A 23,153-nucleotide genomic window follows, 5' to 3' on the forward strand; every position below is an offset into this window, starting at 1 on the left:
TTCCGGTCCCCGAGCTGTGTCGCGAGCACGGCATGAGCGGTGCGACGTTCTACCAGTGGCGGGCCAAGTACGGCGGGATGGATGCGTCCATGATGGCTCAACCAGTACCTGTTTGAATCCATTGGGCACGTACAGGAATTTGCTACGCGATGGCTGCGGACGTATAACAACGAGCGGCCAAACACGGCCGTCGGAGGCATTACCCCAAAACAAAATTTGGCCATGGTGGCCTGACTCTACTTGTGGGTGCCGCTAAAAATGGGGGGATTACCTTAGCGGGGGAGCTCACGAGATGAAAAAAGGTCTTCACAAGGGTAAAGATACGGTTTCGCGCGTTGGTCCGGGCCGCTTGCGAATAACCGAGGCGGACATCAAGCAGCGCTGGACGCAACGCTCGGAGATTCGCCGGATCCTGGCTGGCCCGATCGTGCCGGCGCGACAGCAGGTGGCTATGCACTCTGGCATGCGTGGCCCGAATCCCCCCTCGATAGGAGACCACGGGGAGGAACCCGCTCTTTCAGAACACATGCAACAGCTGTTTTCACTACGCGACTCGCTGAGGCAGCCGTCCGAAAGTGACACCACGCGGTCTGTTCACCAAACATACACCGACCGGGAGGGACCACCAATGGAAGGTGTCGGTGGAAAGCAAACGGGTGAATGCACAGATACGAGGGCCGATACGTCGCCGGGCCACCCGGACGTGGAGTGGGATATGAACGTGAACAAGTTTTCGTCGGGCGCTCTCTATGGCGGCGGATCCAGCACATATCATGGCGGAATCTCAGAGGGGATCATGAAGAAACCGCCATTGGTAACGGTTAAGTATGATGCAGAGCGAAAGACGTGGATTGTCGACTCGATTAAGGCATTTGCGCAGATCGACGTGGCTGAGCCGGTCGAGGAGGCCTATCCGAAATTCGCAGAGGCCGATGAACGGCGAAACAACGTCGTTGACAACCAAGCGCTGGGTGTCCGCAAGCCGCCGGACCCGAGCGGAAAGGGCCACTGGGAACACGTCGCCAAGCACCTGCTCAAGTACGGAAACACGAATCCACAGGACATGCTGTGGTGGGTGGAGGGGAGCACGTTCTATCATGAGTGCATGCATTATCAGTCGTACAAGACATGGTTCGAGCAACAGTGGCCGGTGTTCGAGGCAGAGCTAAACGCGCACCTACAGAGCCTGACCGAAGCGGGGCCGTTGGGTCCAGGCGACACGGAGAAGGCGAGAAGCTATGCGCAGTTCCTTTTGATCTTGATCATCAGGCGGGCGATGTCGCGAATGGCAGGCGGGGTGTCTTCCGAGGAAGAGGTCTATGCTGAAACCAAGGAAAAGTACTGGGAGAAGGCCTCCAAGCGAATCAAGGAACACTTTTCAGGAAAGAAAGGGGCAGGCACCAAGACACCATAATAGCGGACTGGGCTCATGATGATGATCGAATGGAGCGACCCCTGCCAAGACCCTTAAGATGCTCAAGTTCTTGGCCGAGCTGATTTGTGTGATGGATCCTGTTGTCATAATTGAGCCAAGTGGAGGCCCGGCCAGGATGCACCTCCTATCGTCTATATCGACAAAGACCTATTTTGGTGACAAATCCTGGAGAGAAACACCTATAAGGTGCTGCTCGGAAACCTCTGAAGAACTCGCTGAAGCAGCGTCTGCGGATAATAGGGGCAGGTTGGCAGAATGGTCAGTCAGCGCTTGTTATTGGTGCACAAGGCCAGCGCATTTGCGGCAATAAGGTGCATCACTAAGCAGGGGGCTGGCATGGCCGCTTGGCCATTTTGCGGAGATAAGGGTGCTGCCAAGGCCTGTTTCTTGGGGTGCTTCGGTTTTGAATGCCATGTGGCATGGCCCTTGCCTTCCTTGTGTTGCGGAGGAAGCCGGTGACGGAAACGTCGTCGCATACTCGACAATCGAAACAACAATAGTCAGCTAGGGTTCCGGCCGGAGCGATACCGGCGTCTGGTCCGAGAGCTGACGACCTTCTCCAGAAGGTTACACGGCGGGATAAAAGCCCGGGAGGTTTGTTCGGCGTTCAATGCGCCGGTCTCCTCCATGCACCCGTTAGCCATCGGAGAATCCTGTGAAACGCTTAAGCCTGTTATCTTTTTTCGCTGCCTTTCTGGCGCTTACGTTGTTTGCGGCGACGCCATCCTTTGCCGGGGAGAAAAATAAATTCAGCGTCTGCTGGTCAATTTATGTTGGCTGGATGCCTTGGGACTACGGCGCCCAGTCCGGCATCGTTAAAAAATGGGCCGACAAATACGGCATCGAAATCGAAGTGGTGCAGATTAACGACTACATCGAATCCATAAACCAGTATACGGCTGGCAAATACGATGGCTGCACCATGACCAACATGGATGCCCTGACCATTCCCGCAGCCGGCGGCGTGGATTCTACGGCGTTGATCGTCGGTGATTTTTCCAATGGTAATGACGGCCTGGTGCTCAAGGGTAAAACGGGGCTGGCTGATGTCAAAGGCCAAAACGTCAATCTCGTGGAGCTGTCAGTGTCCCATTACCTGCTGGCGCGGGGGCTGGAGTCGGTCGGTCTGTCCGAGAAGGATGTGACCGTGGTAAACACCTCGGATGCCGATATGGTGTCGGCCTATACCACCGATGACGTGACGGCGGTCGTAACCTGGAATCCCTTGCTTTCCGAGATCGTCGCCATGCCTTCGAGCCAAAAGGTGTTTGATTCCTCGAATATCCCCGGTGAAATTATTGACCTGATGGTGGTGAATACCGATACCCTCAAAGCCAATCCCAAATTCGGCAAGGCGCTGGTGGGCGCCTGGTACGAAATCATGGCGGTCATGAGTGCCGACACTGAGAAGGGCAAGGCGGCGCGCACAGCCATGGGTCAGGCTTCCGGCACTGATCTGGCGGGATACGACGCCCAACTCGCGTCCACCCGGATGTTCTATCAAGCCGCCCAGGCGGTGGATTTCGTTGCCAGTACCGATCTGAAAACGACCATGGGCTATGTCGCCGATTTCTCCTTTGATCATGGCCTGCTTGGCGAAGGGGCTGCCGATGCCGGGTTTGTGGGTATCGAGACGCCCGCGGGTATTCTGGGCGACAGCGGTAACGTTAAATTACGTTTCACGCCTGAATATATGTCCATGGCGGCGGAAGGTAAGCTTTAGCCGAGGGTGATTGATTCAGGATTGTGGAAGCCCTGATTAGTCAGCACTACCGTGGGTTTGCCTGGATCGCGCGAATATGACCAAGCTCATTAACCGTCACCCCGGCCGGATACTGCGCGTCTTATTGGGCGCGCTTCCTTTTGTACTGCTTATCGGTCTGTATATGTGGGGCTCGGAGCAGCGCTTGCAGGCCAACCCCAACGACAAGCTGCTGCCAGCGCCCGCAACCATTGTCAGCACCGTGGAGCGTCTGGCTTTCGAGCCGAGCAAACGCAGTGGCGATTACCTGCTGTGGGCCGATACCGCCGCCAGTTTGAAGCGTTTGGCCGTGGGGGTTGCGGTGGGCGCGCTGATTGGCTTGCTGTTTGGCGTCGTCAATGGCGCCCTGCCGCTGGCCCATGCCAATTTTTCGCCCATTGTCACGGCGGTTTCGTTGATTCCGCCGATGGCGATTTTGCCGGTGCTGTTTATTATTTTCGGTCTTGGTGAGCTGTCCAAAGTGGTGCTGATCGTGATCGGGATTACGCCGGTGCTGATTCGCGATCTGCAGCAACGGGTGTTGGAAATTCCTCGCGAACAATTAATAAAAGCGCAAACACTGGGCGCCAACAGCTGGCAGATCATCGTTCGCGTTGTCCTGCCGCAAACCATGCCGCGCCTGCTGGATAGTGTGCGTTTGGCGCTGGGGCCGGCCTGGTTGTTTCTCATTGCCGCCGAAGCCATTGCCGCCACCGAAGGTCTGGGCTATCGCATATTTCTGGTGCGGCGCTATCTGGCGATGGACACCATTTTGCCCTATGTGGTGTGGATTGCCCTGTTGGCGTTTGTGCTGGACTGGCTGCTGCGCCGGGTCAGTCGGCGTTTGTGGCCCTGGTACCACAGCCAGACCGGGCAACGGGCGGCGGCTGCGACATGAGTCTGATCGAACTGCGTCAGGTGTGGAAGCGCTATGGCGATCAAGTGGTGTTGGAAAGGCTGAATGCCCGGGTGGAAGCGGGGGAGTTCATTACCCTCGTGGGGGCTTCCGGCTGCGGCAAAACCACCTTTCTTAACATGTTGCTGGGAACCGAAGCGCCATCGCGTGGCGAGCTGTTGCTCGATGGCCAGCCCCTGCCGGCGGAACCGGACAGTCAGCGGGGCATTGTCTTTCAGCGTTATTCGGTGTTTCCCCACCTGACCGCCCTGCAAAACGTAGTGGTGGCCCGCGAGTTTCAGTTAAGCCCTTTTCTGGCACGCCTGTGGGGTCGGCGGCGCCAGCAACTCGAAGGGGAAGCCCGCGAGCTACTGGACGCGGTGGGCCTGGCGCCGGCGGCGGAAAAATATCCCCACGAGCTGTCCGGCGGTATGCAGCAACGCCTGGCCCTGGCTCAGTCGCTGATCAACAAGCCACGCATTCTGTTGCTGGATGAGCCCTTCGGCGCGCTGGATCCCGGTATTCGGGCCGACATGCATCAACTGGTCTTATCGCTGTGGCGCCAGCATCAGCTCACCATCTTTATGGTCACCCACGATCTGAAAGAAGGGTTTTACCTGGGCACCCGGCTCTGGGTGTTCGACAAGGTGCGGCAGGATCCCCACGCGCCGCAAGCCTATGGCGCGCGAATCACCTACGACCTGCCAGCCGGGCGAAAGCCGGATGCACTACCACCCGTCGATGTGGCCGGTGAGGACAAACCAGATGGGGGCGCGGCGATGGATCAGCAGATAGGGCGTTGAGCGTCGAGCGGAGAATGAGAAACTCATGAGTCAAAGCCTTTACGAATACACCTTAGCGCCGGCCACCCACTGGTCGTTTCGCCTGCGTCGGGGTCTGCAGTTGACGCTGACCGACCTTGAAGGCGGCGCGAACGTGGGGATGCTGTTTTATAACCCGGAAAATCTGCTGGAGCGCTACAACGCGCCCGACACCCTCAAGTGCCAGCACACGTTTAAATTAACCGCAGGGCATTGTCTGTATTCGGATATGGGGCGCATCTTTTGCTCGATCGTCGAAGACAGTCTTGGCTGGCACGAAACCGTCTGCGGCAACAGCTCCGACGAGCAGGTTACCCGCCAGTGGGGGGCGCGGGATTACCAGGCCGATCGCAACGACTGGCGGCAGAATGGTCAGGATGCGTTTTTGGTGGAGCTGGCCAAATACGGACTGGGGGAGCGGGACATGGCGGCGAATCTTAACCTGTTCAGCCGCGTCGTCACCGATGCGGCCGGTCACCTGTCCCTGGACTCGGCCGCTGCAGCCGGTGCGCGGCTGACCTTGCGATTCGAAATGGACACCCTGGTGATCATGCACAGCTGTCCACACCCCTTGAACGCGGCGGGTGCCTATCCACGCAAGCCTGTCCACTGTGAAATTTCCGAGGCGCCGCCGGTACTGCCCGATGACCTCTGTTTGAATCACTGTGAGGAAAACAAAAGGGGCTTTGAAAATAATCGCCTGTATCACCTGGGGCTCGGGTAGCAACCCTGCGGGTGAATGAAACGGGCTGTGATAGGGATGAGCTGATGATTAAAGAAAGTCATTTATCGGCGGCCGATGCCGCGCTGAGTGTGAAGGTTCGGGCCGGCGACTACTGGTTTCAGCCGATTGCTGCCGGTGACACCCTGCGCATTGTGGACTGTGAGGGCAACCAGGCCGCTGACACCCTGTTTTACAGCGCGGCCGATCCGGCCGAGCGCTACAGTGCGGTGGATACCATTCGCGAACAGGGCAACATTTACCTGTCAGCCGGTTCCCGCCTGATGTCGACACGAGGCAATGTGCTGCTGGAAATCAGCGCCGACACCTGCGGTCGTCACGATACTCTGGGTGGCGCCTGTGCCAGCGAGAGCAACACGGTGCGTTATGCGCTGGACAAACGCGGCATGCATGCCTGTCGCGACAGCTGGATGCTGGCCGTGTCTGAGCATCCGGAATACGGCATCGGCAAGCGCGACATCACCCACAACATCAACTTTTTTATGAACGTGCCGGTCACCGAGGCCGGTGGGCTGACCTTCGAAGATGGGATTTCAGCGCCGGGAAAGTATGTCGAATTGGTCGCGAAAATGGACGTGCTGGTGCTGATCTCCAATTGCCCGCAGTTGAACAACCCCTGTAATGGTTATAACCCCACCCCGATCGAGGTCTTGGTGTGGCATTGACGATTCACCGGTGACGATTCGCTTGGGGCCCAATAAACAAGCGTCCGGGACGGCCCGGCACGTGTAGTTGATCCGCGGGACGACCCGCTACAGGACGACTGATGTTTCGCAAGGTGCTGATTGCCAATCGCGGCGCCATCGCGGTGAGAATCTGCCGCACGCTTAAATCCCTGGGTATTACTTCAGTGGCGGTCTACGCCCATGCGGACCGCCATTCCATGCACCGGCGGCTCGCCGACGAAGCCTGGTCGCTGGGGGCTGGAAATGCCACCGAAACGTACCTGAATCAGCAAAAGCTCTTCGAAATTGCCGAAAAAAGCGGCGCCGAGGCGATTCATCCCGGCTACGGTTTTCTCAGTGAGAACGCGGATTTTGTGCGCGCCTGTGAACGCAGGGGCCTGACTTTCATCGGCCCCGAGGCTGAACAGATCGAAGCCTTCGGCATGAAGCACACGGCTCGGCGTTTGGCCGAGGAGAATCGCGTGCCTTTGTTGCCGGGCACCGGCCTGCTGGCCGACGCGGCACAGGCGCTGCGCGAAGCAGAGCAGATTGGCTACCCGGTCATACTCAAGAGCACGGCGGGTGGTGGCGGCATCGGCATGCAGGTGTGTGCCGATGCCAAGACGCTGGCCGAGGCCTTTGATCGGGTCAAGCGCCTGGGCGCCAATAATTTTGCCCACGATGGGGTGTACCTGGAGAAGTACATCGTCCACGCCCGGCACGTCGAGGTGCAAGTATTTGGCGATGGGCGCGGCGGTGTGCGCAGCTTCGGCGAGCGGGATTGCTCGGCACAACGGCGTCATCAAAAAGTGCTTGAGGAGACCCCGGCGCCTGGTTTGCGTGAACCGGTTAGAGCTGAGCTACATCGCACGGCCGAGCGCCTGATGGCGGCGGTGGGCTATCGCGGCGCCGGCACCGTGGAGTTCATCTATGACGCCGACAGCGAAGGGTTCTGGTTCCTCGAAGTCAACACCCGGCTGCAGGTGGAGCATGGCGTCACCGAGCAGGTTTACGGCATCGATCTGGTGGCGTGGATGGTCGAGCTGGCCGCCGGCCGTATCACCCGTGTCGACGACCTGCCTCGACCCCAGCCCCGGGGCTGTTCCATTCAGGCGCGTATTTACGCGGAAGACCCCAATAAGGACTTTCAGCCCAGCGCCGGCCTGCTGACCCATGTCAGCTTTCCCGAACCGCTGAATCCGGTAGGCGATGACGGCCCCGGCGCGTTGCGGGTGGACCACTGGATCAGTGCCGGTCAGGAGGTTTCGCCCCTGTACGATCCGATGCTGGCCATGGTCATCGCCCACGCGGGCGACCGCGCCGGTGCGTTGCGGGCGCTGGACCAGGCCCTGGAAAGTACCGCAATCGAAGGGGTTGAAACCAACAAAGCGTATCTGCGCGGCATCCTGGCCAGTGAGGCTTTTCGCCAGGGGGGCATCGGCACCGCCTTTCTGAACCGCTTTTCGGTTTCGGTGGCCACCATTGACGTGTTGGTCGCGGGCACCCAAACCAGCGTCCAGGATTTTCCCGGACGACAGGGCTATTGGCATGTCGGTGTGCCGCCCTCCGGCGCTTTCGACGGCCGCGCTTTTCGCCTCGCCAACCGCTTGTTGGACAACGATGAAGACGCCGCGGGCCTGGAGCTGACCTTGCAGGGGCCCAGCTTACGTTTCAACGTGGCCTCCGCCATTGTGCTCAGCGGCGCGCCGATGCCCGCGACACTCGACGGAGAGGATTGCCCGGCCAACACTGTGGTCGCCGTGCGCGCCGGGCAGGTGCTGGAGATTGGCAAGGCGCAGGCTGGCGCGCGCGCCTACCTGGCCATTGCCGGTGGCATCGCCTGTCAACCTTATCTGGGTTCTCGATCCACCTTTACCTTAGGTCGTTTCGGCGGGCACGGCGGGCGTGCCTTGCGGGTGGGCGATGTGTTGCATCTCAATACCAGTGCCGAAACTGCCGGCGCGCCAGGCCCTATCGGCGCGCGTCTGCCGGAAGCGCTGATCTCCAGCTTCAACCAGCAGTGGCAATTGCATGTTGTCCCTGGCCCGCACGCTGCGCCCGATTTTTTCACCGAAGCGGATATCCGCACATTTTTCGAGGCCGAGTGGCGGGTGCACTTTAACTCCAGCCGCACGGGCATCCGCCTGATTGGGCCGAAACCCCAGTGGGCGAGAAGTGATGGCGGCGAAGCCGGTATGCATCCCTCGAATATCCATGACAACGCCTATGCGCCGGGATCGGTGGATTACACCGGGGATATGCCCGTTATTCTCGGGCCGGATGGCCCCTCGCTGGGTGGCTTTGTGTGTCCGGCGACGGTGATCTCCGCCGATCTGTGGAAGCTGGGCCAGCTCAAAGCCGGCGACACGCTGCGATTTGTCCCGGTCAGCATCGCCGAGGCGGTGCGCCTGTCCCAGGCGATGGAAGACGAAATCAACACCTTGACCCCGAGGCAATCAAGGCCGGAAACCTTGCCCATTGACCGGGTCGTCACCACCACGCCGGTATTGCAGCAGCTCGACCCGGTCGACAACACCCAAAGCCAGGCGCCGGCGGTGGTCTATCGGCCCACCGGCGATCGCTATGTGTTAGTGGAATATGGGCCACTGGTGCTGGATATCCGCCTGCGTTTTCGGGTCCACGCCCTGATGCTATGGCTGGAGCAGCGAGCAATTGCCGGCGTGCTGGAGCTGACGCCGGGCGTTCGTTCGCTGCAAGTCCGCTACGACCCGCTGCGTGTGTCCCTGGAAAAATTGCTCTCGATACTGCGCGATGCCGAACAGGACCTGGGCGATGTGGATGCACTGACCATTCCTTCGCGCACGGTCCACCTGCCATTGAGCTGGAATGATCCGGTGTGTCAGCAAGCGGTTGAACGCTATACCCATTCGGTGCGCGGGGATGCGCCCTGGTGCCCGGATAACATTGAATTCATTCGCCGTATCAACGGCTTGGAAAGCGTCGATGCGGTCAAACGCATGGTATTCGACGCCACCTATGTGGTGATGGGCCTGGGCGATGTTTACCTCGGTGCCCCGGTGGCGACACCACTCGACCCGCGCCACCGTTTGGTCACCACCAAATACAACCCGGCGCGCACCTGGACGGCGGAAAACTCCGTGGGTATCGGGGGTTCCTATCTCTGTGTCTACGGCATGGAGGGACCGGGGGGCTATCAGTTAATCGGGCGCACCTTGCAGATGTGGAACCGTTTTCAAAGCACCGCTGCGTTTGAGCGGCCCTGGTTGCTGCGGTTTTTTGATCGCATTCGGTTTTATGAAGTCGGTGAGGAAGAACTCGCGCAAATCCGGGAAGAGTTCCCCATCGGGGCCTATCCGCTGCGCATTGAGGAGGACTCTTTTTGTCTGGGGGATTATCAGGCTTTTCTTGAGCAAAACAGTGCGGGGATTGCCGCATTTACCGAGCAGCGGCAGCACGCCTTCAACGCAGAGCTGGCCCGCTGGATTGCCAACGGCCAATTGAACTTTGATTCCGCCCAGGCGCCGACGGAAGCCCCCGAGGAGCAAGCCGAGTTGCCGCCGGGGGCAACCGCCGTGGATAGTCCTGTGGCCGGAAATATCTGGCGACTTAAGGTGGCCCCGGGGGATCGGGTAAGCCGGGGGCAGGCGCTGGCGGTGCTTGAATCCATGAAAACGGAAATCGAATTAAGCGCACCGGCGGACGGGACCGTGCTGCGGATTCTGCGCAGCGAAGGGCAGGCCGTTGAGGCCGGCCAGTTGTTGATGATTCTGGAGTAAGCGCTGGCAAAGCTTATCGGGCGCGTTATTTGTAGCCGTGCCAGCGAGTGTGAATTAAAAACTGGAGGCGCTTAATGTCTTTCACCATTTCATCAATCGGCGCGCTGTTGCGCGCCTACCGCAGCGGCGAAGTTCGCCCCAGGGATGTTCTGGCGCCCGCACTAAAAAGACTTCAGGCAGATCAGCATCGGGCCTGGATACAGCTCATCGACGAAGCGGCCCTTGATGGATATTTGCAGTTGCTGGAACAAAAAAATGCCGATGATCTGCCGCTATACGGTGTGCCCTTCGCGATCAAGGACAATATCGATCTGGCCGGCGTGCCGACCACCGCAGCGTGCCCGGCCTTTGCCTATACACCCGAGGCATCCGCTCCGGTGGTTCAGGCGCTGATCGATGCCGGCGCGGTGCCGCTGGGCAAAACCAACCTGGATCAATTCGCCACCGGGCTGGTGGGCACCCGTTCACCCTACGGGGCATGCCGCAACAGCCTGAACCCGGATTATGTCTCGGGTGGTTCCAGCGCCGGCTCCGCCGTTGTGGTGGCCCTTGGGCAGGTGAGTTTTGCGCTGGGTACGGATACCGCCGGTTCCGGGCGGGTTCCCGCGGCTTTTAATAATCTCATCGGCCTCAAACCCAGCCGCGGTTTGCTCAGCACGCGAGGGGTGGTGCCCGCCTGTGCGAGCCTGGATTGCGTTACGGTATTTGCCAACCGTTGCGAGGATGCCAACCGGGTTTTCGACGTGGCTGCCCGCTTCGATCCCGAGGATCCCTGGTCGCGGCGCAACCCTTATGGAAATGGCCCCCGGTATTTTAGCCCCTCACCAAGCGCGTTCACTTATGGTCGGCCCCTGCCCGAGCAGCTGGAGTTCTTCGGTGACGAGGCCTCGGCTGAGGCGTTTACTCAGGCCTGCGACGCGCTGGCGGCGATCGGCGGTGAGGCGGTGGAAATGGATTTCTCGCCATTTTTTAACGCCGCGCGGCTGCTCTACGAAGGCCCCTGGGTGGCCGAGCGCTACCTGGCGGTGCAGGACATATTGGAGCAACAACCCCAATCCCTGCTGCCGGTGATTCGGCAAATTATTGAGCCCGCCGCGCACTTCAGCGCAACGCAAACCTTCGCCGCGCAATATACCTTGCAGGGCTTTCGCCAACGGGCGGCATCCCTGCTTGAGCAGGTGGACGTGCTGGTCACGCCGACCGCGGCGACCTGCTACACCATTGACCAAGTCCAGGCCGACCCCATCGCCCTGAACGCCCGGCTGGGTTATTACACCAACTTTATGAATTTACTGGATCTCGCGGCAGTGGCGGTGCCCACGGGCTTTTTGCCCAGTGGCGTGGGTTTTGGGCTCACCTTGTTTCAGCGGGCCTTGAGCGATAAATATTTGCTGTCCGTGGCGGGTGCCCTGCAACATCACCTGGCAATTCCGCCGGGGAACGGCGCCAATGGGTCTTTTCAGGCTGAGTATGAGCTGCCCACAGCGGCGGTGAGCGGCACCACGCCTTTGGTGGTTTGCGGCGCCCACCTGGAAGGTTTGCCGCTGAACTGGCAATTGCTTGAACGGGGTGCCTGTTTGCTAGAGCGAACCCGCAGCGCCGCCGCATACAAACTGTATGCCCTCGCCGGTGGACCACCCCGGCGACCGGCGATGGTGCGGGACAGCGAACACGGCACCGCTATCGAGGTGGAAATCTGGCAAATACCACTCAGCGAATTGGGGTCTTTTGTCGCGGAAATTCCCCCGCCATTGGGCATCGGTAAGGTCGAGGTGGAAGGTGGACGTTGGTTGCCGGGTTTTATTTGTGAAGGCTCGGGCATCGCCGGCGCCGAGGATATCAGCGCTTTCGGGGGTTGGCGCGCCTGGCTGGCCAGTCTCTGATCTCTCCCTGTCCTTATCAACCCCGCCATTCGCATGATCTGTTAAGCAGCGTGTGCGGTCTTTTTATGTCGGAAGTACGTTGTTAGGCATCAAACCCACCGTAAGCTTCCGCGTCACATCGACCATTCTTAAGCCGAGGTTCCGGCTGTTGGGTCGGCCGGGGTGGGGCCTGCGGTTTTGTCGCGGTATTCGCAAAGGTCGTAGATCACGCAGTGGGCGCAGTCGGGTTTTCGGGCTTTGCACACGTAGCGGCCGTGCAGAATCAGCCAGTGGTGGGCGTGTCGGCGGTATTCCTTGGGCACGGTTTTGAGGAGCTTGTCTTCCACCTGCCGGGGTGTTTTGCCCTTGGCCAGCCCGGTGCGGTTGGCGACGCGAAAAATATGCGTATCCACCGCAATGGTGGATTGGCCGAAGGCGGTGTTTAGGATCACGTTAGCGGTTTTTCGGCCGACGCCAGGCAGCGCTTCCAGGGCATCGCGGTCTTGCGGCACTTCGCCGCCGTGTTGTTCCAACAGAATCTGGCAGGTCGCCATCAAATTTTTGGCCTTGGAGTTAAACAGGCCAATGGTCTTGATGTAGGACTTTAAGCCGTCCTCTCCCAGCGCCCGTATTTTGGCCGGGGTGTTGGCGACGGGGAATAATTTCGCCGTGGCTTTGTTCACGCCGACATCCGTCGCTTGGGCGGAGAGCAGCACTGCCACCAGGAGCTCAAAGGGCGTGGCGTAGTTCAGTTCGGTGGTGGGGTTGGGGTTGATCTCCTGAAGGCGGCGGAAAATCTCCCGTCGTTTTTCTGCATTCATGAGGGGCTGGCGGGTGTGTCCGTGGTTTGGATCGCGGGCTGGGCATCGGTGCTGGGCTGGGCCAGTTGCTTGTCTATCCAGTGTTTTAGGGCGACCAGCAACCCCAGGCTGATGAAGGCGCCGGGCGGCAAAGCCGCCAACAGCACGCCCATGCCCGGCGGGGTGAGTTGCACGGTCCAGCCCGCGGCGATGGGGCCAAAGAGCAAATCGGCATCGGCCAGGAGGGTGCCTTGGGCGATGAATTCCCGCAGGGCGCCCAGCACCAGCAGCACGGCGGTAAACCCGCCACCCATGGCCAGCGCATCCACCGCCGCGCGCGAGGTGCTCCAGCGGGAGGCAAAGGCTTCGGCCCGGCCCATGATGACGCAGTTGGTTACGATCAGCGGCACAAAAATGCCCAAAATGCCCCACAGGTCATAAAAGTAGGCGTGCATGACCAATTCCACCACGCCTACCAAGGTGGCGATGATGACGATAAACACGGGGATGCGTACCGCGGAGGGGATGGCCCGGCGGATGACGGAAATGGCCACGTTAGATCCCGTCAGCACGAACAGTGTCGCCAAACCCAGGGTCAGGCCGTTAATCAGCGTGCCGGTGACCGCCAGCAAAGGACACAAGCCCAACAGCTGGACCAAGCCGGGGTTGTTCTGCCACAGGCCGTTGCGGACGATGTCCGCGTAGTCATTCATTGCGTTCTTCTCCCGCGTCGGGGGGCGCTTGTGCGAGCAAGGTATTGCGCTGGCGCTCGAAATATACCAATGCGTCGCGCACGGCGCGAATGACCGCACGCGGGGTGATGGTCGCGCCCGTGAGCTGGTCGAACTCGCCGTCGTCTTTTTTCACCCGCCAGCGTTCGAACTTGGGGTCCTGCAGGGAGCGGCCGTTGAATCCCAAAATCCAGTTGGATTTGGCGATCTCAATCCGGTCGCCCAGGCCTGGCGTTTCCCGGTGGTGGGTCACCCGCACGCCTTGAATGTGCCCGTCTCCCCGAATGGCCACCAGCAGATGAATTTTGCCGTGGTATCCGTCGTTGGCGGTCACCGGAAGGATGGCTACCGGCGGTCCGTCGTCACGAAACGCCCGATAAACGGTAAACGGGTGATCCTGCCCGATGATGGTGGCCGGCGGCATCTGCACGCGGTCCTGGTACAAATCGTTGTCGTAGGCATCAGCCGGGAGCATCTCGTTGATTCGCGCCATCACTGCGGTTTCGTCGTTTTGGGCAATGCGCTCGGCGGTGAGCCAACGTACACCCGTTACCAAACCCACGCCCACCCCGGCCACCAGTGCCAGGGTAATGGCGCCCACCAGGGCGCCCTTGAGCGGCTTATTCGGACTCGCCATGGCCGTAGACCCGCGGTGCGGTGTAGCGGTCGATGGTGGGGGCCGCCATGTTCATGAGCAGCACCGAAAAGGCCACCCCATCCGGGTAGCCGCCAAAGGTGCGGATGGCGTAAACCAAAACCCCGATACCGGCGCCATAGAACAGGCGACCGCGCGGCGTGGTACAGGCGGAAACCGGGTCCGTCGCAACAAAGAACGCGCCCAACATGGTGGCACCGCTAAACAGGTGAAACTGCGGTGTGGCGTAAAGATCCGAGTCGTAGCCATGCATGATCAACGCGACAAAGGCCATGCTGGCCAGCATGGCAAACGGAATTTGCCAGCGGATCACGCCGCGCACCAGTAGGTAGAGCCCGCCCAGCAAAAATGCCAGGTTGATCAACTCCCACCGTTCACCGCCCAGCCAACTGAACACGTGGCTGGACTCGCGAATTTCGGTGATGGTGTGGGTCAGCGCCATTTGGGTCTTGATGTGATCGAGCGGGGTGGCTTGGGTGACGGCATCCAGGCTGGTGTCGGCCGGGAGCTGACCGGTGAGGATGAACCAGAGCTGGCTCAGCGTGCCAAAGTCCGCCTCGCTGTTGGGCCAGGCCGTCATGTAGATCGGAAAGGAAACCAACAACACCGCGTATCCCGCCATGGCGGGGTTGAACGGGTTGTAACCCAAACCACCGTACAGGTGCTTGGCGAACACGATGGCAAAGCCGGCGCCGATGGCCGAAAGCCACCAGGGTGCCAACGGCGGCATGGCCAGGGCGAGCAACACGCCCGTCACCACGGCGCTGAGGTCCATCAGCGTGGGCTGAATCGGCCGGTTGCGCCACTTGAGCATCAGCGCCTCGGCACCCACCGCCACGGCGGTGGCGATGATCAGGTTGATGATCACGCCCATGCCGAAAAACAACACGCTGACCAAAACCCCGGGAATCGTTGCCACGAGTACTCGCAGCATCATCATGGTGACCGTATTGCTCGGCCCGGTATGGGGGGCACCGGCGGTTTCGAATCGCATCAGGCGTCGGGTTCCTGTCGATCGGTTGGGTTCTGTTTGGCCCGCTTGCGCTCAACGGCCGCCAGAATAGCGGCTTTTTTAGCCTCGGAACTCAACGCGCTGGTTTTGGTTTGTTTCAGGGCTTGGGTTTTGGCCTCCAGCGCGTCCAGCTCGCGCTGTTCTCTGGCCGCCAGGCGCGCGGTGTGGGCGGCGTATCGCTGGCGGGCCAGATCAGCCTGGGCGCGCTCGAGCGCTTGCTCGTGAAGCGTGTCCTTCGCCTGGCGAAAATGGTCCACCAGCGGGATGTGGCTGGGGCAGACCACATCACAGCAGCCGCACTCGATGCAGTCCTCAACGTGGTCTTGTTCCACGGCATCCCACCGCTGGGTGCGAATGTCGGCGTAGAGTTGTTGCGGCAGCAAGCGGGCCGGGCAAACGGCCGCGCAGTCACCGCATCGGATGCACGGCAGGGCCGGTTCGGTGGCGGGGGCTTCCTCCCGCGATGCAACTAAAACGCAGTTGGTGGCCTTGACGACAGGTACCCGATCGTCGGCGACGGCAAAGCCCATCATGGCGCCGCCCATAATCAGCCGAACCGCCGTGTCGGTATAGCCGCCGCAGAATTGAACGAGGTCGGCAAAGGGTGTCCCGATACGGGCGCGGACGTTGGCCGGCCGTGTGACGCCTTGTCCGGTCACCGTGACCACACGGGAGATCACCGGCTCGCCCCGCACGGCGGCACGATAGATGGCGGCAACCGTGCCCACGTTCAGGCACACCACGCCCAGATGCCAGGGCAGGGCGCCGCTGGGCACTTGCTTGCCCGTCAGCACTTCGATGATTTGATTCTCCCCGCCAATGGGGTAGACGTGGGGCAGAGAAAACAGGCGAACGCCCTCGACCGGGTGCGCTTCCAGTGCTTCGGCCAGGGCTTGTTGGGCCAGGGGTTTGTCTTCCTCCACGCCGATCAAACACGCCTCGCAGCCCAGGGTCTTGAGCAGGATTTCGATTCCGCCGATCACTTGATCGGCTTGCTCCCGCATCAACATGTCGTCGCAGCTGATGTAGGGTTCGCACTCCGCACCGTTGACGATCAGGGTCGTGATGGGCAGTTCGTCGGGTGGATCCAGTTTGCTGGCCGTGGGAAAGGCCGCACCCCCCAGGCCTACAATTCCGGCATCCAGCACCAGTTGGCGCAGGGTCTCCGGCGATAGCTCGTGATTCGGGCTCGCCGCCAGGGGCATGCCTTCATCCCGCCCGTCGGTATCGATAATCACGCAGGTGTCGTCCTCACCCAGCGGGTGGGGGATGGGCCGGGGTTCGATGGCGCGGACAATACCGGAACTGCTGGCATGCACAGCGGCGCTGAATTCATGGTCCGGTTTGGCGATCATTTGGCCTTTGAGCACACGCTCGCCCACGCGAACGCACAGCTCCGGGCGGTTGCCCACGTGCTGCTGCAGGGGAATGATCAACTGCTTGGGTACCGGGAGTTCGGCGATGGCGGTTTCGGTGGCGGCGGCTTTGTGCCCCGGCAGCCTCAGCCCGCCGTGGAAACCTCTAACCGCGCGTTGGATACGTACCGCCATGTTTGCTCAGCCTCGGACTGCCGCCGGTTGAATCGACTGGCTTAAGCCTAACGCGAACGCGTCCGTTTTTGGCGTTTGGATCAGGTCAATGCAGTCCACCGGGCAGGCCGGCAGGCACAAGCCGCAACCCGTGCAGTGATCGGCGATCACCGTGTGCATTTGTTGTGGCGCACCGATGATGGCATCTACCGGGCACGGTGGCAGGCAGCGGGCGCAGCCGATGCATTGGGTCTCGTCAATCAGCGCCACCAATCCGGGTGTGGCCGGTTCCAGATCATCCGCTAACGGTTTGTTCTCGCGCCCCAGCAACTGCGCCAACGCACTCACCGTGGCGTCACCGCCCGGCGGACACCGGTTGATGTCTACGAGGCCATTGGCGATGGCCTGGGCATAAGGACGGCAACCGACGAAACCGCATTGTCCGCATTGGGTTTGGGGCAATAGCTGGTCGATTTGCTGAGCCAGGCTGGCGTCGTCGGCGGGCAGGCGCGCGTTGGCATAACCCAGAGCGAGACCGGCGACCGCGGCGAGTAGAGTGATGATGAGCACCGAAATCCACATGGCGGCGTGACCGATCAGATGTTGACCAAGCCGGAAAAACCCATAAAGGCAATGGACATTAGGCCGGCGGTGACGAGCGCGATCCCCGGTCCCTGGAATGGCTCCGGCACATCCGCACCGGCCAGCCGCTCTCGAATGGCGGCAAACAAAACCAGCACCAGCGAAAACCCGAGGGCGGCGCCGAAACCGTAGAAGGCCGATTCCACCAGCGTGTGAGCGGCATTGACGTTAAGCAGCGCCACGCCAAGGACCGCGCAGTTGGTGGTGATTAAGGGCAGGAAGATGCCCAGCATTTGATCCAGCAGTGGGCTGATGCGGCGGATCATCAGTTCAGTGAACTGGACCGTCACCGCGATGACCAGCACGAAACTCAACGTGCGCAGGTGTTCCGCGTCCAGCGGCACCAACACATAACGATGCAGCAGGTGACTGGCCACGGCCGAGAGGGTGAGCACGAAGGTGGTCGCCGCAGCCATGCCGCCGGCGGCTTCCATCCGCTGCGAAACGCCCATAAACGGACACAGACCCAAGAACTGGGTCAACACGAAGTTGTTGACCAGCACCGTTCCGATCAGGATCAGGGCGTACTCGGTCATGTCGAATCGAGCCTTTTTCGGGCCGGCCTCATTTCACCCGCATGCCGGGCTCGGCGCCCTCGTCGGGTGACAGAATCCACAAATCTTCGCCGCCCGGACCGGCCGCCAGCACCATACCCTCCGATACGCCGAAGCGCATCTTGCGGGGTGCCAGATTGGCCACCATCACGGTCAGTCGGCCTTCCAGTGCCTCCGGCCCGTAAGCGGATTTGATACCCGCGAACACTTGCCGGGTTTCGCCGCCGAGGTCGAGCGTCAACCGCAGCAATTTGTCGGCCCCTTCCACGTGTTCGGCTTTGGCGATACGGGCGATGCGAAGATCGATTTTGGCGAAGTCGTCATAAGCGATTTCGGGCATCAAGGGGCCTCCGGAAAGTTCTTTTTTGGGCGGCGCGGTTTCGTTGGCCAGATCTTCCTGGGTGGCCGCCAGCAAGGCCTCGATCGCGGCCGGCTCCACCCGGGTCGCCAATGGCGAGTAGCGTGTGATGCGGTGATCCAGCAAAGGCGTTTGCGCATCGCGCCAGGTGAGCGGCGGGATCTGCAGGAACGTTTCGGCATTGCCCGCCAACGTGGGCACCACCGGTTTCAGGTAGAGCACCAGCAGTCGGAACAAATTCAGACCCATGGTGCAGATGGCCTGCACCTGCGGGCGTTGCTCGGGGTCTTTGGCCAATTTCCACGGTTGGGCCTCGGCGATGTACTCATTGGCCCGATCGGCCAGCGCCATGATTTCTCTAATCGCTTTGCCGTATTGCCGGGAGTCAAAGGCCTCTGCAACGGGCTCGGCGGCATCACGAAAAGTGTCGAAGAGCGCCGGTGCGGCCAGCTCGCCAGAGAGGCGGCCGTCAAAGCCTTTGGTGATAAAACCCGCACAACGGCTGGCGATGTTGACCAGCTTGCCTACCAGATCGGCATTGATCCGTTGGGTGAAGTCTTCCAGGTTCAAATCCAGATCGTCCACGCCACTGGTCAGCTTGGCGGCAAAGTAATACCGCAAATACTCCGGCTCCAGGTGATCGGCAAACGTTTTGGCCTTGATAAAGGTGCCCCGCGATTTGGACATCTTTTGGCCATCCACGGTGAGAAAGCCGTGGGAGAACACCGCCGTGGGGGTGCGAAAACCCGCGCCGTGCAACATGGCCGGCCAGAACAGCGCGTGGAAATAGACGATGTCTTTACCGATAAAGTGGTAAAGCTCCGTAGCGGCGTCCGGGCCCCAGAAATCGTCGAATTTAAGATCGTCCCGCCGGTTGCACAGGTCCTGAAAACTGGCCATGTAGCCAATGGGGGCATCGAGCCACACATAAAAATACTTGCCGGGCGCGTCGGGGATCTCAAAACCGAAATAGGGTGAATCGCGGGAGATGTCCCAGTCCGCCAGGCCGGCCTCGAACCACTCATCCAGCTTGTGGATCACGGCATCCTGCAGGTGGCCGCTGCGCGTCCACTCGTGCAGCATGTCGGTGAAGTCCGCGAGGCGGAAGAAATAATGCAGCGATTCTTTTTCCGTCGGTGCGGCACCGGAGACCACCGAGACCGGGTTTTTCAGCTCCGCCGGGGTGTAGGTGGCGCCGCAGGCCTCGCAACTGTCGCCGTATTGGTCGGGCGCGCCGCAGCGTGGGCATTCGCCTTTGACGAACCGGTCCGGCAGGAACATTTCTTTCACCGGATCGAAGGCCTGTCGGATCGTCCGCTGTTCGATATGGCCGGCATCCCTGAGCCGTTCGTAAATCAGCGTGGCAAAGTGCTGATTCTCGGGCGAGTGGGTGGTGTAGTAATTGTCGAAGCCGATACCGAACCGGTCGAAATCCTCTCGGTGCCCGGCGCCGACCCGCTCAATCAATGCCTCCGGGGTGGTCTGCTCCGCTTCCGCCTTGAGCATGATGGGCGTGCCGTGGGCATCGTCGGCGCAGACGAGCAGGCATTCATGCCCCCGCAGCCGTTGAAACCGAACCCAGATATCGGTTTGGATGTGTTCCACCAAGTGGCCCAAGTGGATCGGCCCATTGGCATAGGGCAGGGCACTGGTTACGAGTATCCGTCGTGGTGTTTGGCTCATGGGGTCGTGGTTTTGGTCTGCCGTTTGGGCTCGCAGGAGCTGCAAAAAAGGGCTAGTATGCCACAGGCATTATCGCGGGTCGCACGCGCCGCGTGCCGACGCCGCCAAGGACCTCGAATCGCCATTGCCGCCTGTCCATCTGAACCTCCGGCCCGCCCGGGGGCGGTTGAGTTATGAGCCAAATCACACCAGAGCAAATCGAAGCACTGCTAACCGGCGTTGCCGATCGTTACACCGACTCGGACATTGTCAGTGCCGGCATCGTTCGCCGAATCGCCGTGGACGGCCGACACGTCCAGGTGGAGCTTGTCGTGGGATATCCCGCCGGGGAATATCTGGAAACGCTCACTCATCAAGTCTCTGCACTCATTCAGGGGCTTGGTGGCGGCATCAGCCCCAACGTGACGGCGTCGATCGAGATCGTGCCGCACTCGGTGCAAAGCCAGTTGCTGCCGCTGCCCGAGATTAAAAACATCATCGCCGTCGCTTCGGGCAAGGGCGGGGTGGGGAAATCCACAACCTCGGTGAATTTGGCACTGGCCATCACCCGCGACGGCGGTCGTGCCGCCCTGCTGGACGCCGATATCTACGGCCCCAGTCAACCGAAAATGCTGGGCTATGTCGGGCGGCCCACCTCCCAGGACGGCAAGCGTATTGCGCCGGTGGAACGCTACGGGCTGCAGAGCATGTCGGTGGGTTATCTCATCGACGAAGAGCAGCCCATGGTCTGGCGCGGACCGATGGTGACTCAGGCGCTGACTCAGCTGCTGCGCGATACGCTGTGGAAGGATGTGGACTATCTGATTATCGATTTGCCGCCGGGCACGGGGGATATCCAGCTTACGCTGGCGCAACAAATCCCCGTCAGTGGTGCCGTGGTGGTGACCACGCCGCAGGATATCGCCTTGTTGGATGCGCGTAAGGCGCTAAAAATGTTTGAGAAAGTCGGTATCCCCGTGCTGGGTGTGGTGGAAAATATGAGCACCCACATTTGCAGTCAGTGCGGCCATGAAGAGCACATTTTCGGACAAGCGGGCGGACGCCGTATGGCGGAACAGTACGAAGTGCCGTTTCTCGGCGAGGTGCCGCTGGATATCCGCATTCGGGAGCAAGCTGACGGCGGTCAGCCCACCGTCGAGGCGGAGCCCGACAGTCCCTTGGCGATGGCCTACCGGGAGATGGCGCGCCGTGCCACGGCCCGGTTGGCGACCTTGAGTCACGGTGAAGCACCGGCTTTTCCCGAGATTGTCACTCTGGACGATTGACCCACAAGCTTTTAAGGAACGAGCCTCGCATGAGTATAAAGTCCGACCGCTGGATTCGGCGCATGGCCAAAGATCATGGAATGATCGAGCCGTTTGAGCCGGAGCAGATCAAGCGTTCTTCGACCGGTCCGGTGATTTCTTACGGTACCTCAAGCTACGGTTACGATATTCGTTGTGCCGACGAGTTTAAGATTTTTACCAACATCAATTCCGCGATTGTCGATCCCAAAGATTTCAGCGACTCCAGTTTCGTCAACTTTCGCGGCGATGTGTGCATTATCCCGCCCAATTCCTTCGCTTTGGCGCGCACGGTGGAATATTTTCGGATTCCGCGCAGCGTGCTGACCATCTGCCTGGGCAAGAGTACCTATGCCCGCTGCGGCATCATCGTCAATGTCACGCCTCTGGAGCCGGAATGGGAAGGGCATGTGACCTTGGAGTTCTCCAACACCACGCCGTTGCCGGCAAAGATTTACGCCAACGAGGGCGTGGCCCAGGTGCTGTTTTTGGAGTCCGACGAGGTGTGCGAGGTCTCCTATCGGGACCGCAAGGGCAAATACCAGGGGCAAACCGGCGTCACCTTGCCGCGGGCCTGACTAACCGCGAGCCCTCAAAAGTTCCCGTCGAGTTCCAACAGATCGAGACGGAACTGGCGATCGGAACGGTTCGTTTGCAGCCGAATCGGCAGGTACCCCGCCTTGGGCGCGAGCCAGAACACCATGGGCTGGCGCGCATTGGTTTGCACCACTCGCACGGTTTCGAAACGCCCGGCCGCGGTTTGCAAGGACTGAGCCTGTTCCACCCGAAAGTGATGGGCACGGACGCGATCGCGTTCCAGCAGGACGCAGGAAAACTCCTTTTCACCGGAGGCCGCGGCCTGGCGAATCGCAATCTGCAGGCTCAGCCGATCCATGGCATTGGCCGGCGTGGCCAGTTCCGTTTCGCGGTCGCGGAACTGGGTGATGGCGCGCTGGTGCACATGATCGAATGTGATGGACTCGATTTGCGTGCCGTTGGGTGAATCGTAGCGCATCCGATATCGGTCAGGCAGCGTAGCACCGGGCACGAGCTGAAAACGGCTGTGCTCCTGAATGTGATCCTGCCGCCACCATGTCAGCCACGGCGAGGGCGTGATGTCCGAAGCCAAAGCCCATTGATCCTCCCCCAGATGTTCCAGCACATAGTGGGCTTGGGCCAACACCACGTTGGCGTGGGAGAGGGTGTAGGTGGCGCGGTAAGGCGCCAGTTCAAAACTGCCGGCCGGCGATAAAACCAAAAGTAGTGCAATCCCAGCGAAGAGCCGGAAGTTCAAGAGTTTCCAGGTACTTAACCGGCAGCGCTGCGATGGCATGGGTGGTCCGCTGGCGCGGGATTGTCGGTCACCACCGGCGCGTCCAAGGGGCGGCCGTCGAGGTAAGGCAAACCCGCTTGCCATTGCAGGCGACCTTTGGCGATCCATTCCAGTACCCGTGGGTAAATCACATGCTCCTGGTGCTGAATCCGTTGCTGCAGTGTCTCGGCGCTATCGTCCGGTTCGATGGGTATTCGGGCCTGCAAAATCACCGGTCCGCCGTCGAGTTCTTCGGTCACGAAATGGACGCTGGTTCCGTGATGGCTGTCGCCGTGATCGATGGCCCGCTGGTGTGTGTTGAGTCCCCGGTAGGCGGGTAACAGCGAGGGATGGATGTTGAGCATGCGGCCCGCGTAGCGGCGGACAAAATCGTGACCGAGTATCCGCATGAATCCGGCCAGCACGATGACCGAAGGCTGATAGCGATCGATGGCTTCGGCCAATGCGACATCAAATGCCTCGCGGCTGGGGTAGTCGCGGTGGTTCACCACCTCGGTGCGAATACCGGCGCGCTTTGCCCGTTCCAGGCCATAGGCCTCGGGTCGATTGCTGATGACCGCGCGTACCTCGATGGGTTGCTCCGTCGCAGAATCGATAATGGCCTGTAGGTTGCTTCCGTTGCCGGAAATCAGCACGACCACCGGCAATTTTTCC

Annotated in this window: 19 protein-coding genes, 2 pseudogenes and 1 riboswitch; of the genes and pseudogenes, 11 read left to right on the forward strand and 10 right to left on the reverse strand. The window is 60.5% G+C overall.

Going from position 1 to position 23,153, the window contains the following annotated elements; genetic code table 11:
- Nucleotides 1-81 precede the first annotated feature (81 nt).
- The 9 genes and pseudogenes from SVU69_06490 to atzF all read left to right on the forward strand — a co-directional run bounded on the left by SVU69_06490 (nt 82) and on the right by atzF (nt 11,940).
- Nucleotides 82-234: pseudogene (locus SVU69_06490) on the forward strand (integrase core domain-containing protein).
- A gap of 58 nt (nt 235-292) precedes the next feature.
- Nucleotides 293-1,414 (forward strand): hypothetical protein, encoded by a 1,122-nt coding sequence (locus SVU69_06495; GenBank protein ID MDY6942650.1) that lies wholly within the window; start codon nt 293-295, stop codon nt 1,412-1,414.
- Nucleotides 1,415-1,928: 514 nt separating this feature from the next.
- Nucleotides 1,929-2,031, forward strand: a riboswitch (guanidine-I (ykkC/yxkD leader).
- Between the two features lie 110 nt (nt 2,032-2,141).
- Nucleotides 2,142-3,158 carry a putative urea ABC transporter substrate-binding protein gene (locus tag SVU69_06500; GenBank protein MDY6942651.1) on the forward strand — a complete coding sequence of 339 codons (1,017 nt, stop codon included), beginning with the start codon at nt 2,142-2,144 and terminating at the stop codon, nt 3,156-3,158.
- Between the two features lie 76 nt (nt 3,159-3,234).
- Complete coding sequence (locus SVU69_06505; GenBank protein ID MDY6942652.1) at nt 3,235-4,074, forward strand: ABC transporter permease; 840 nt, start codon at nt 3,235-3,237, stop codon at nt 4,072-4,074.
- On the forward strand, nt 4,071-4,874 hold the full coding sequence (locus SVU69_06510) for an ABC transporter ATP-binding protein (GenBank protein ID MDY6942653.1): 804 nt from the start codon (nt 4,071-4,073) through the stop codon (nt 4,872-4,874). The genes SVU69_06505 and SVU69_06510 overlap by 4 nt, the downstream gene beginning before the upstream one ends.
- A gap of 25 nt (nt 4,875-4,899) precedes the next feature.
- Nucleotides 4,900-5,616 (forward strand): urea carboxylase-associated family protein, encoded by a 717-nt coding sequence (locus tag SVU69_06515; protein ID MDY6942654.1) that lies wholly within the window; start codon nt 4,900-4,902, stop codon nt 5,614-5,616.
- Between the two features lie 44 nt (nt 5,617-5,660).
- Complete coding sequence (locus SVU69_06520) at nt 5,661-6,299, forward strand: urea carboxylase-associated family protein (GenBank protein ID MDY6942655.1); 639 nt, start codon at nt 5,661-5,663, stop codon at nt 6,297-6,299.
- 101 nt (nt 6,300-6,400) lie between these two features.
- Complete coding sequence (gene uca, locus SVU69_06525; protein MDY6942656.1) at nt 6,401-10,057, forward strand: urea carboxylase; 3,657 nt, start codon at nt 6,401-6,403, stop codon at nt 10,055-10,057.
- A 74-nt stretch (nt 10,058-10,131) separates the two neighbouring features.
- On the forward strand, nt 10,132-11,940 hold the full coding sequence (gene atzF, locus SVU69_06530) for an allophanate hydrolase (GenBank protein MDY6942657.1): 1,809 nt from the start codon (nt 10,132-10,134) through the stop codon (nt 11,938-11,940).
- Nucleotides 11,941-12,068: 128 nt separating this feature from the next.
- Here atzF and nth read toward each other — a convergent pair.
- The 8 genes and pseudogenes from nth to metG all read right to left on the reverse strand — a co-directional run bounded on the left by nth (nt 12,069) and on the right by metG (nt 19,883).
- Nucleotides 12,069-12,722, reverse strand: a pseudogene (gene nth / locus SVU69_06535) (endonuclease III).
- A 14-nt stretch (nt 12,723-12,736) separates the two neighbouring features.
- Complete coding sequence (locus SVU69_06540) at nt 12,737-13,432, reverse strand: electron transport complex subunit E (GenBank protein ID MDY6942658.1); 696 nt, start codon at nt 13,430-13,432, stop codon at nt 12,737-12,739.
- Nucleotides 13,425-14,087, reverse strand: coding sequence for an electron transport complex subunit RsxG (rsxG, locus tag SVU69_06545; protein ID MDY6942659.1), 663 nt, complete (start codon nt 14,085-14,087; stop codon nt 13,425-13,427). Before rsxG ends, SVU69_06540 begins: the two co-directional genes overlap by 8 nt.
- A complete protein-coding gene (gene rsxD, locus SVU69_06550; GenBank protein MDY6942660.1) occupies nt 14,071-15,099 on the reverse strand; it encodes an electron transport complex subunit RsxD in 1,029 nt (342 codons plus the stop codon). Before rsxD ends, rsxG begins: the two co-directional genes overlap by 17 nt.
- Entirely contained in the window at nt 15,099-16,667 is a 1,569-nt protein-coding gene (gene rsxC, locus SVU69_06555) for an electron transport complex subunit RsxC (GenBank protein ID MDY6942661.1), read from the reverse strand. Before rsxC ends, rsxD begins: the two co-directional genes overlap by 1 nt.
- A gap of 6 nt (nt 16,668-16,673) precedes the next feature.
- Entirely contained in the window at nt 16,674-17,228 is a 555-nt protein-coding gene (rsxB, locus tag SVU69_06560; GenBank protein MDY6942662.1) for an electron transport complex subunit RsxB, read from the reverse strand.
- A 14-nt stretch (nt 17,229-17,242) separates the two neighbouring features.
- Nucleotides 17,243-17,824 carry an electron transport complex subunit RsxA gene (rsxA, locus tag SVU69_06565; protein ID MDY6942663.1) on the reverse strand — a complete coding sequence of 194 codons (582 nt, stop codon included), beginning with the start codon at nt 17,822-17,824 and terminating at the stop codon, nt 17,243-17,245.
- Nucleotides 17,825-17,852: 28 nt separating this feature from the next.
- Nucleotides 17,853-19,883 (reverse strand): methionine--tRNA ligase, encoded by a 2,031-nt coding sequence (metG, locus tag SVU69_06570; protein ID MDY6942664.1) that lies wholly within the window; start codon nt 19,881-19,883, stop codon nt 17,853-17,855.
- 173 nt (nt 19,884-20,056) lie between these two features.
- Between metG and apbC the strand changes: the two genes are divergently transcribed.
- Both apbC and dcd read left to right on the forward strand, forming a co-directional pair.
- Nucleotides 20,057-21,148, forward strand: coding sequence for an iron-sulfur cluster carrier protein ApbC (gene apbC / locus SVU69_06575; protein ID MDY6942665.1), 1,092 nt, complete (start codon nt 20,057-20,059; stop codon nt 21,146-21,148).
- Nucleotides 21,149-21,177: 29 nt separating this feature from the next.
- Nucleotides 21,178-21,744 carry a dCTP deaminase gene (gene dcd, locus SVU69_06580; protein MDY6942666.1) on the forward strand — a complete coding sequence of 189 codons (567 nt, stop codon included), beginning with the start codon at nt 21,178-21,180 and terminating at the stop codon, nt 21,742-21,744.
- 14 nt (nt 21,745-21,758) lie between these two features.
- Here dcd and SVU69_06585 read toward each other — a convergent pair whose 3' ends face one another.
- The gene (locus SVU69_06585; GenBank protein MDY6942667.1) at nt 21,759-22,460 is read right to left on the reverse strand and encodes a DUF3108 domain-containing protein; all 702 of its coding nucleotides are present in this window, start codon (nt 22,458-22,460) and stop codon (nt 21,759-21,761) included.
- 14 nt (nt 22,461-22,474) lie between these two features.
- Complete coding sequence (gene purN, locus SVU69_06590; protein MDY6942668.1) at nt 22,475-23,146, reverse strand: phosphoribosylglycinamide formyltransferase; 672 nt, start codon at nt 23,144-23,146, stop codon at nt 22,475-22,477.
- Nucleotides 23,147-23,153 lie beyond the last annotated feature (7 nt).

The organism is Pseudomonadota bacterium (genome assembly GCA_034189865.1).
Lineage (GTDB): Bacteria > Pseudomonadota > Gammaproteobacteria > UBA5335 > UBA5335 > JAXHTV01.

Bases quoted from the DNA above. Each gene is read 5' to 3' on its own strand.
- rsxB (MDY6942662.1), bottom strand. From the start codon at position 17,228: ATGTGGATTTCGGTGCTCATCATCACTCTACTCGCCGCGGTCGCCGGT.
- SVU69_06495 (MDY6942650.1), top strand. From the start codon at position 293: ATGAAAAAAGGTCTTCACAAGGGTAAAGATACGGTTTCGCGCGTTGGT.
- SVU69_06505 (MDY6942652.1), top strand. From the start codon at position 3,235: ATGACCAAGCTCATTAACCGTCACCCCGGCCGGATACTGCGCGTCTTA.
- rsxG (MDY6942659.1), bottom strand. From the start codon at position 14,087: ATGGCGAGTCCGAATAAGCCGCTCAAGGGCGCCCTGGTGGGCGCCATT.
- SVU69_06515 (MDY6942654.1), top strand. From the start codon at position 4,900: ATGAGTCAAAGCCTTTACGAATACACCTTAGCGCCGGCCACCCACTGG.
- metG (MDY6942664.1), bottom strand. From the start codon at position 19,883: ATGAGCCAAACACCACGACGGATACTCGTAACCAGTGCCCTGCCCTAT.
- dcd (MDY6942666.1), top strand. From the start codon at position 21,178: ATGAGTATAAAGTCCGACCGCTGGATTCGGCGCATGGCCAAAGATCAT.
- SVU69_06520 (MDY6942655.1), top strand. From the start codon at position 5,661: ATGATTAAAGAAAGTCATTTATCGGCGGCCGATGCCGCGCTGAGTGTG.
- rsxA (MDY6942663.1), bottom strand. From the start codon at position 17,824: ATGACCGAGTACGCCCTGATCCTGATCGGAACGGTGCTGGTCAACAAC.
- uca (MDY6942656.1), top strand. From the start codon at position 6,401: ATGTTTCGCAAGGTGCTGATTGCCAATCGCGGCGCCATCGCGGTGAGA.
- rsxC (MDY6942661.1), bottom strand. From the start codon at position 16,667: ATGGCGGTACGTATCCAACGCGCGGTTAGAGGTTTCCACGGCGGGCTG.
- rsxD (MDY6942660.1), bottom strand. From the start codon at position 15,099: ATGCGATTCGAAACCGCCGGTGCCCCCCATACCGGGCCGAGCAATACG.
- atzF (MDY6942657.1), top strand. From the start codon at position 10,132: ATGTCTTTCACCATTTCATCAATCGGCGCGCTGTTGCGCGCCTACCGC.
- SVU69_06510 (MDY6942653.1), top strand. From the start codon at position 4,071: ATGAGTCTGATCGAACTGCGTCAGGTGTGGAAGCGCTATGGCGATCAA.
- SVU69_06540 (MDY6942658.1), bottom strand. From the start codon at position 13,432: ATGAATGACTACGCGGACATCGTCCGCAACGGCCTGTGGCAGAACAAC.
- apbC (MDY6942665.1), top strand. From the start codon at position 20,057: ATGAGCCAAATCACACCAGAGCAAATCGAAGCACTGCTAACCGGCGTT.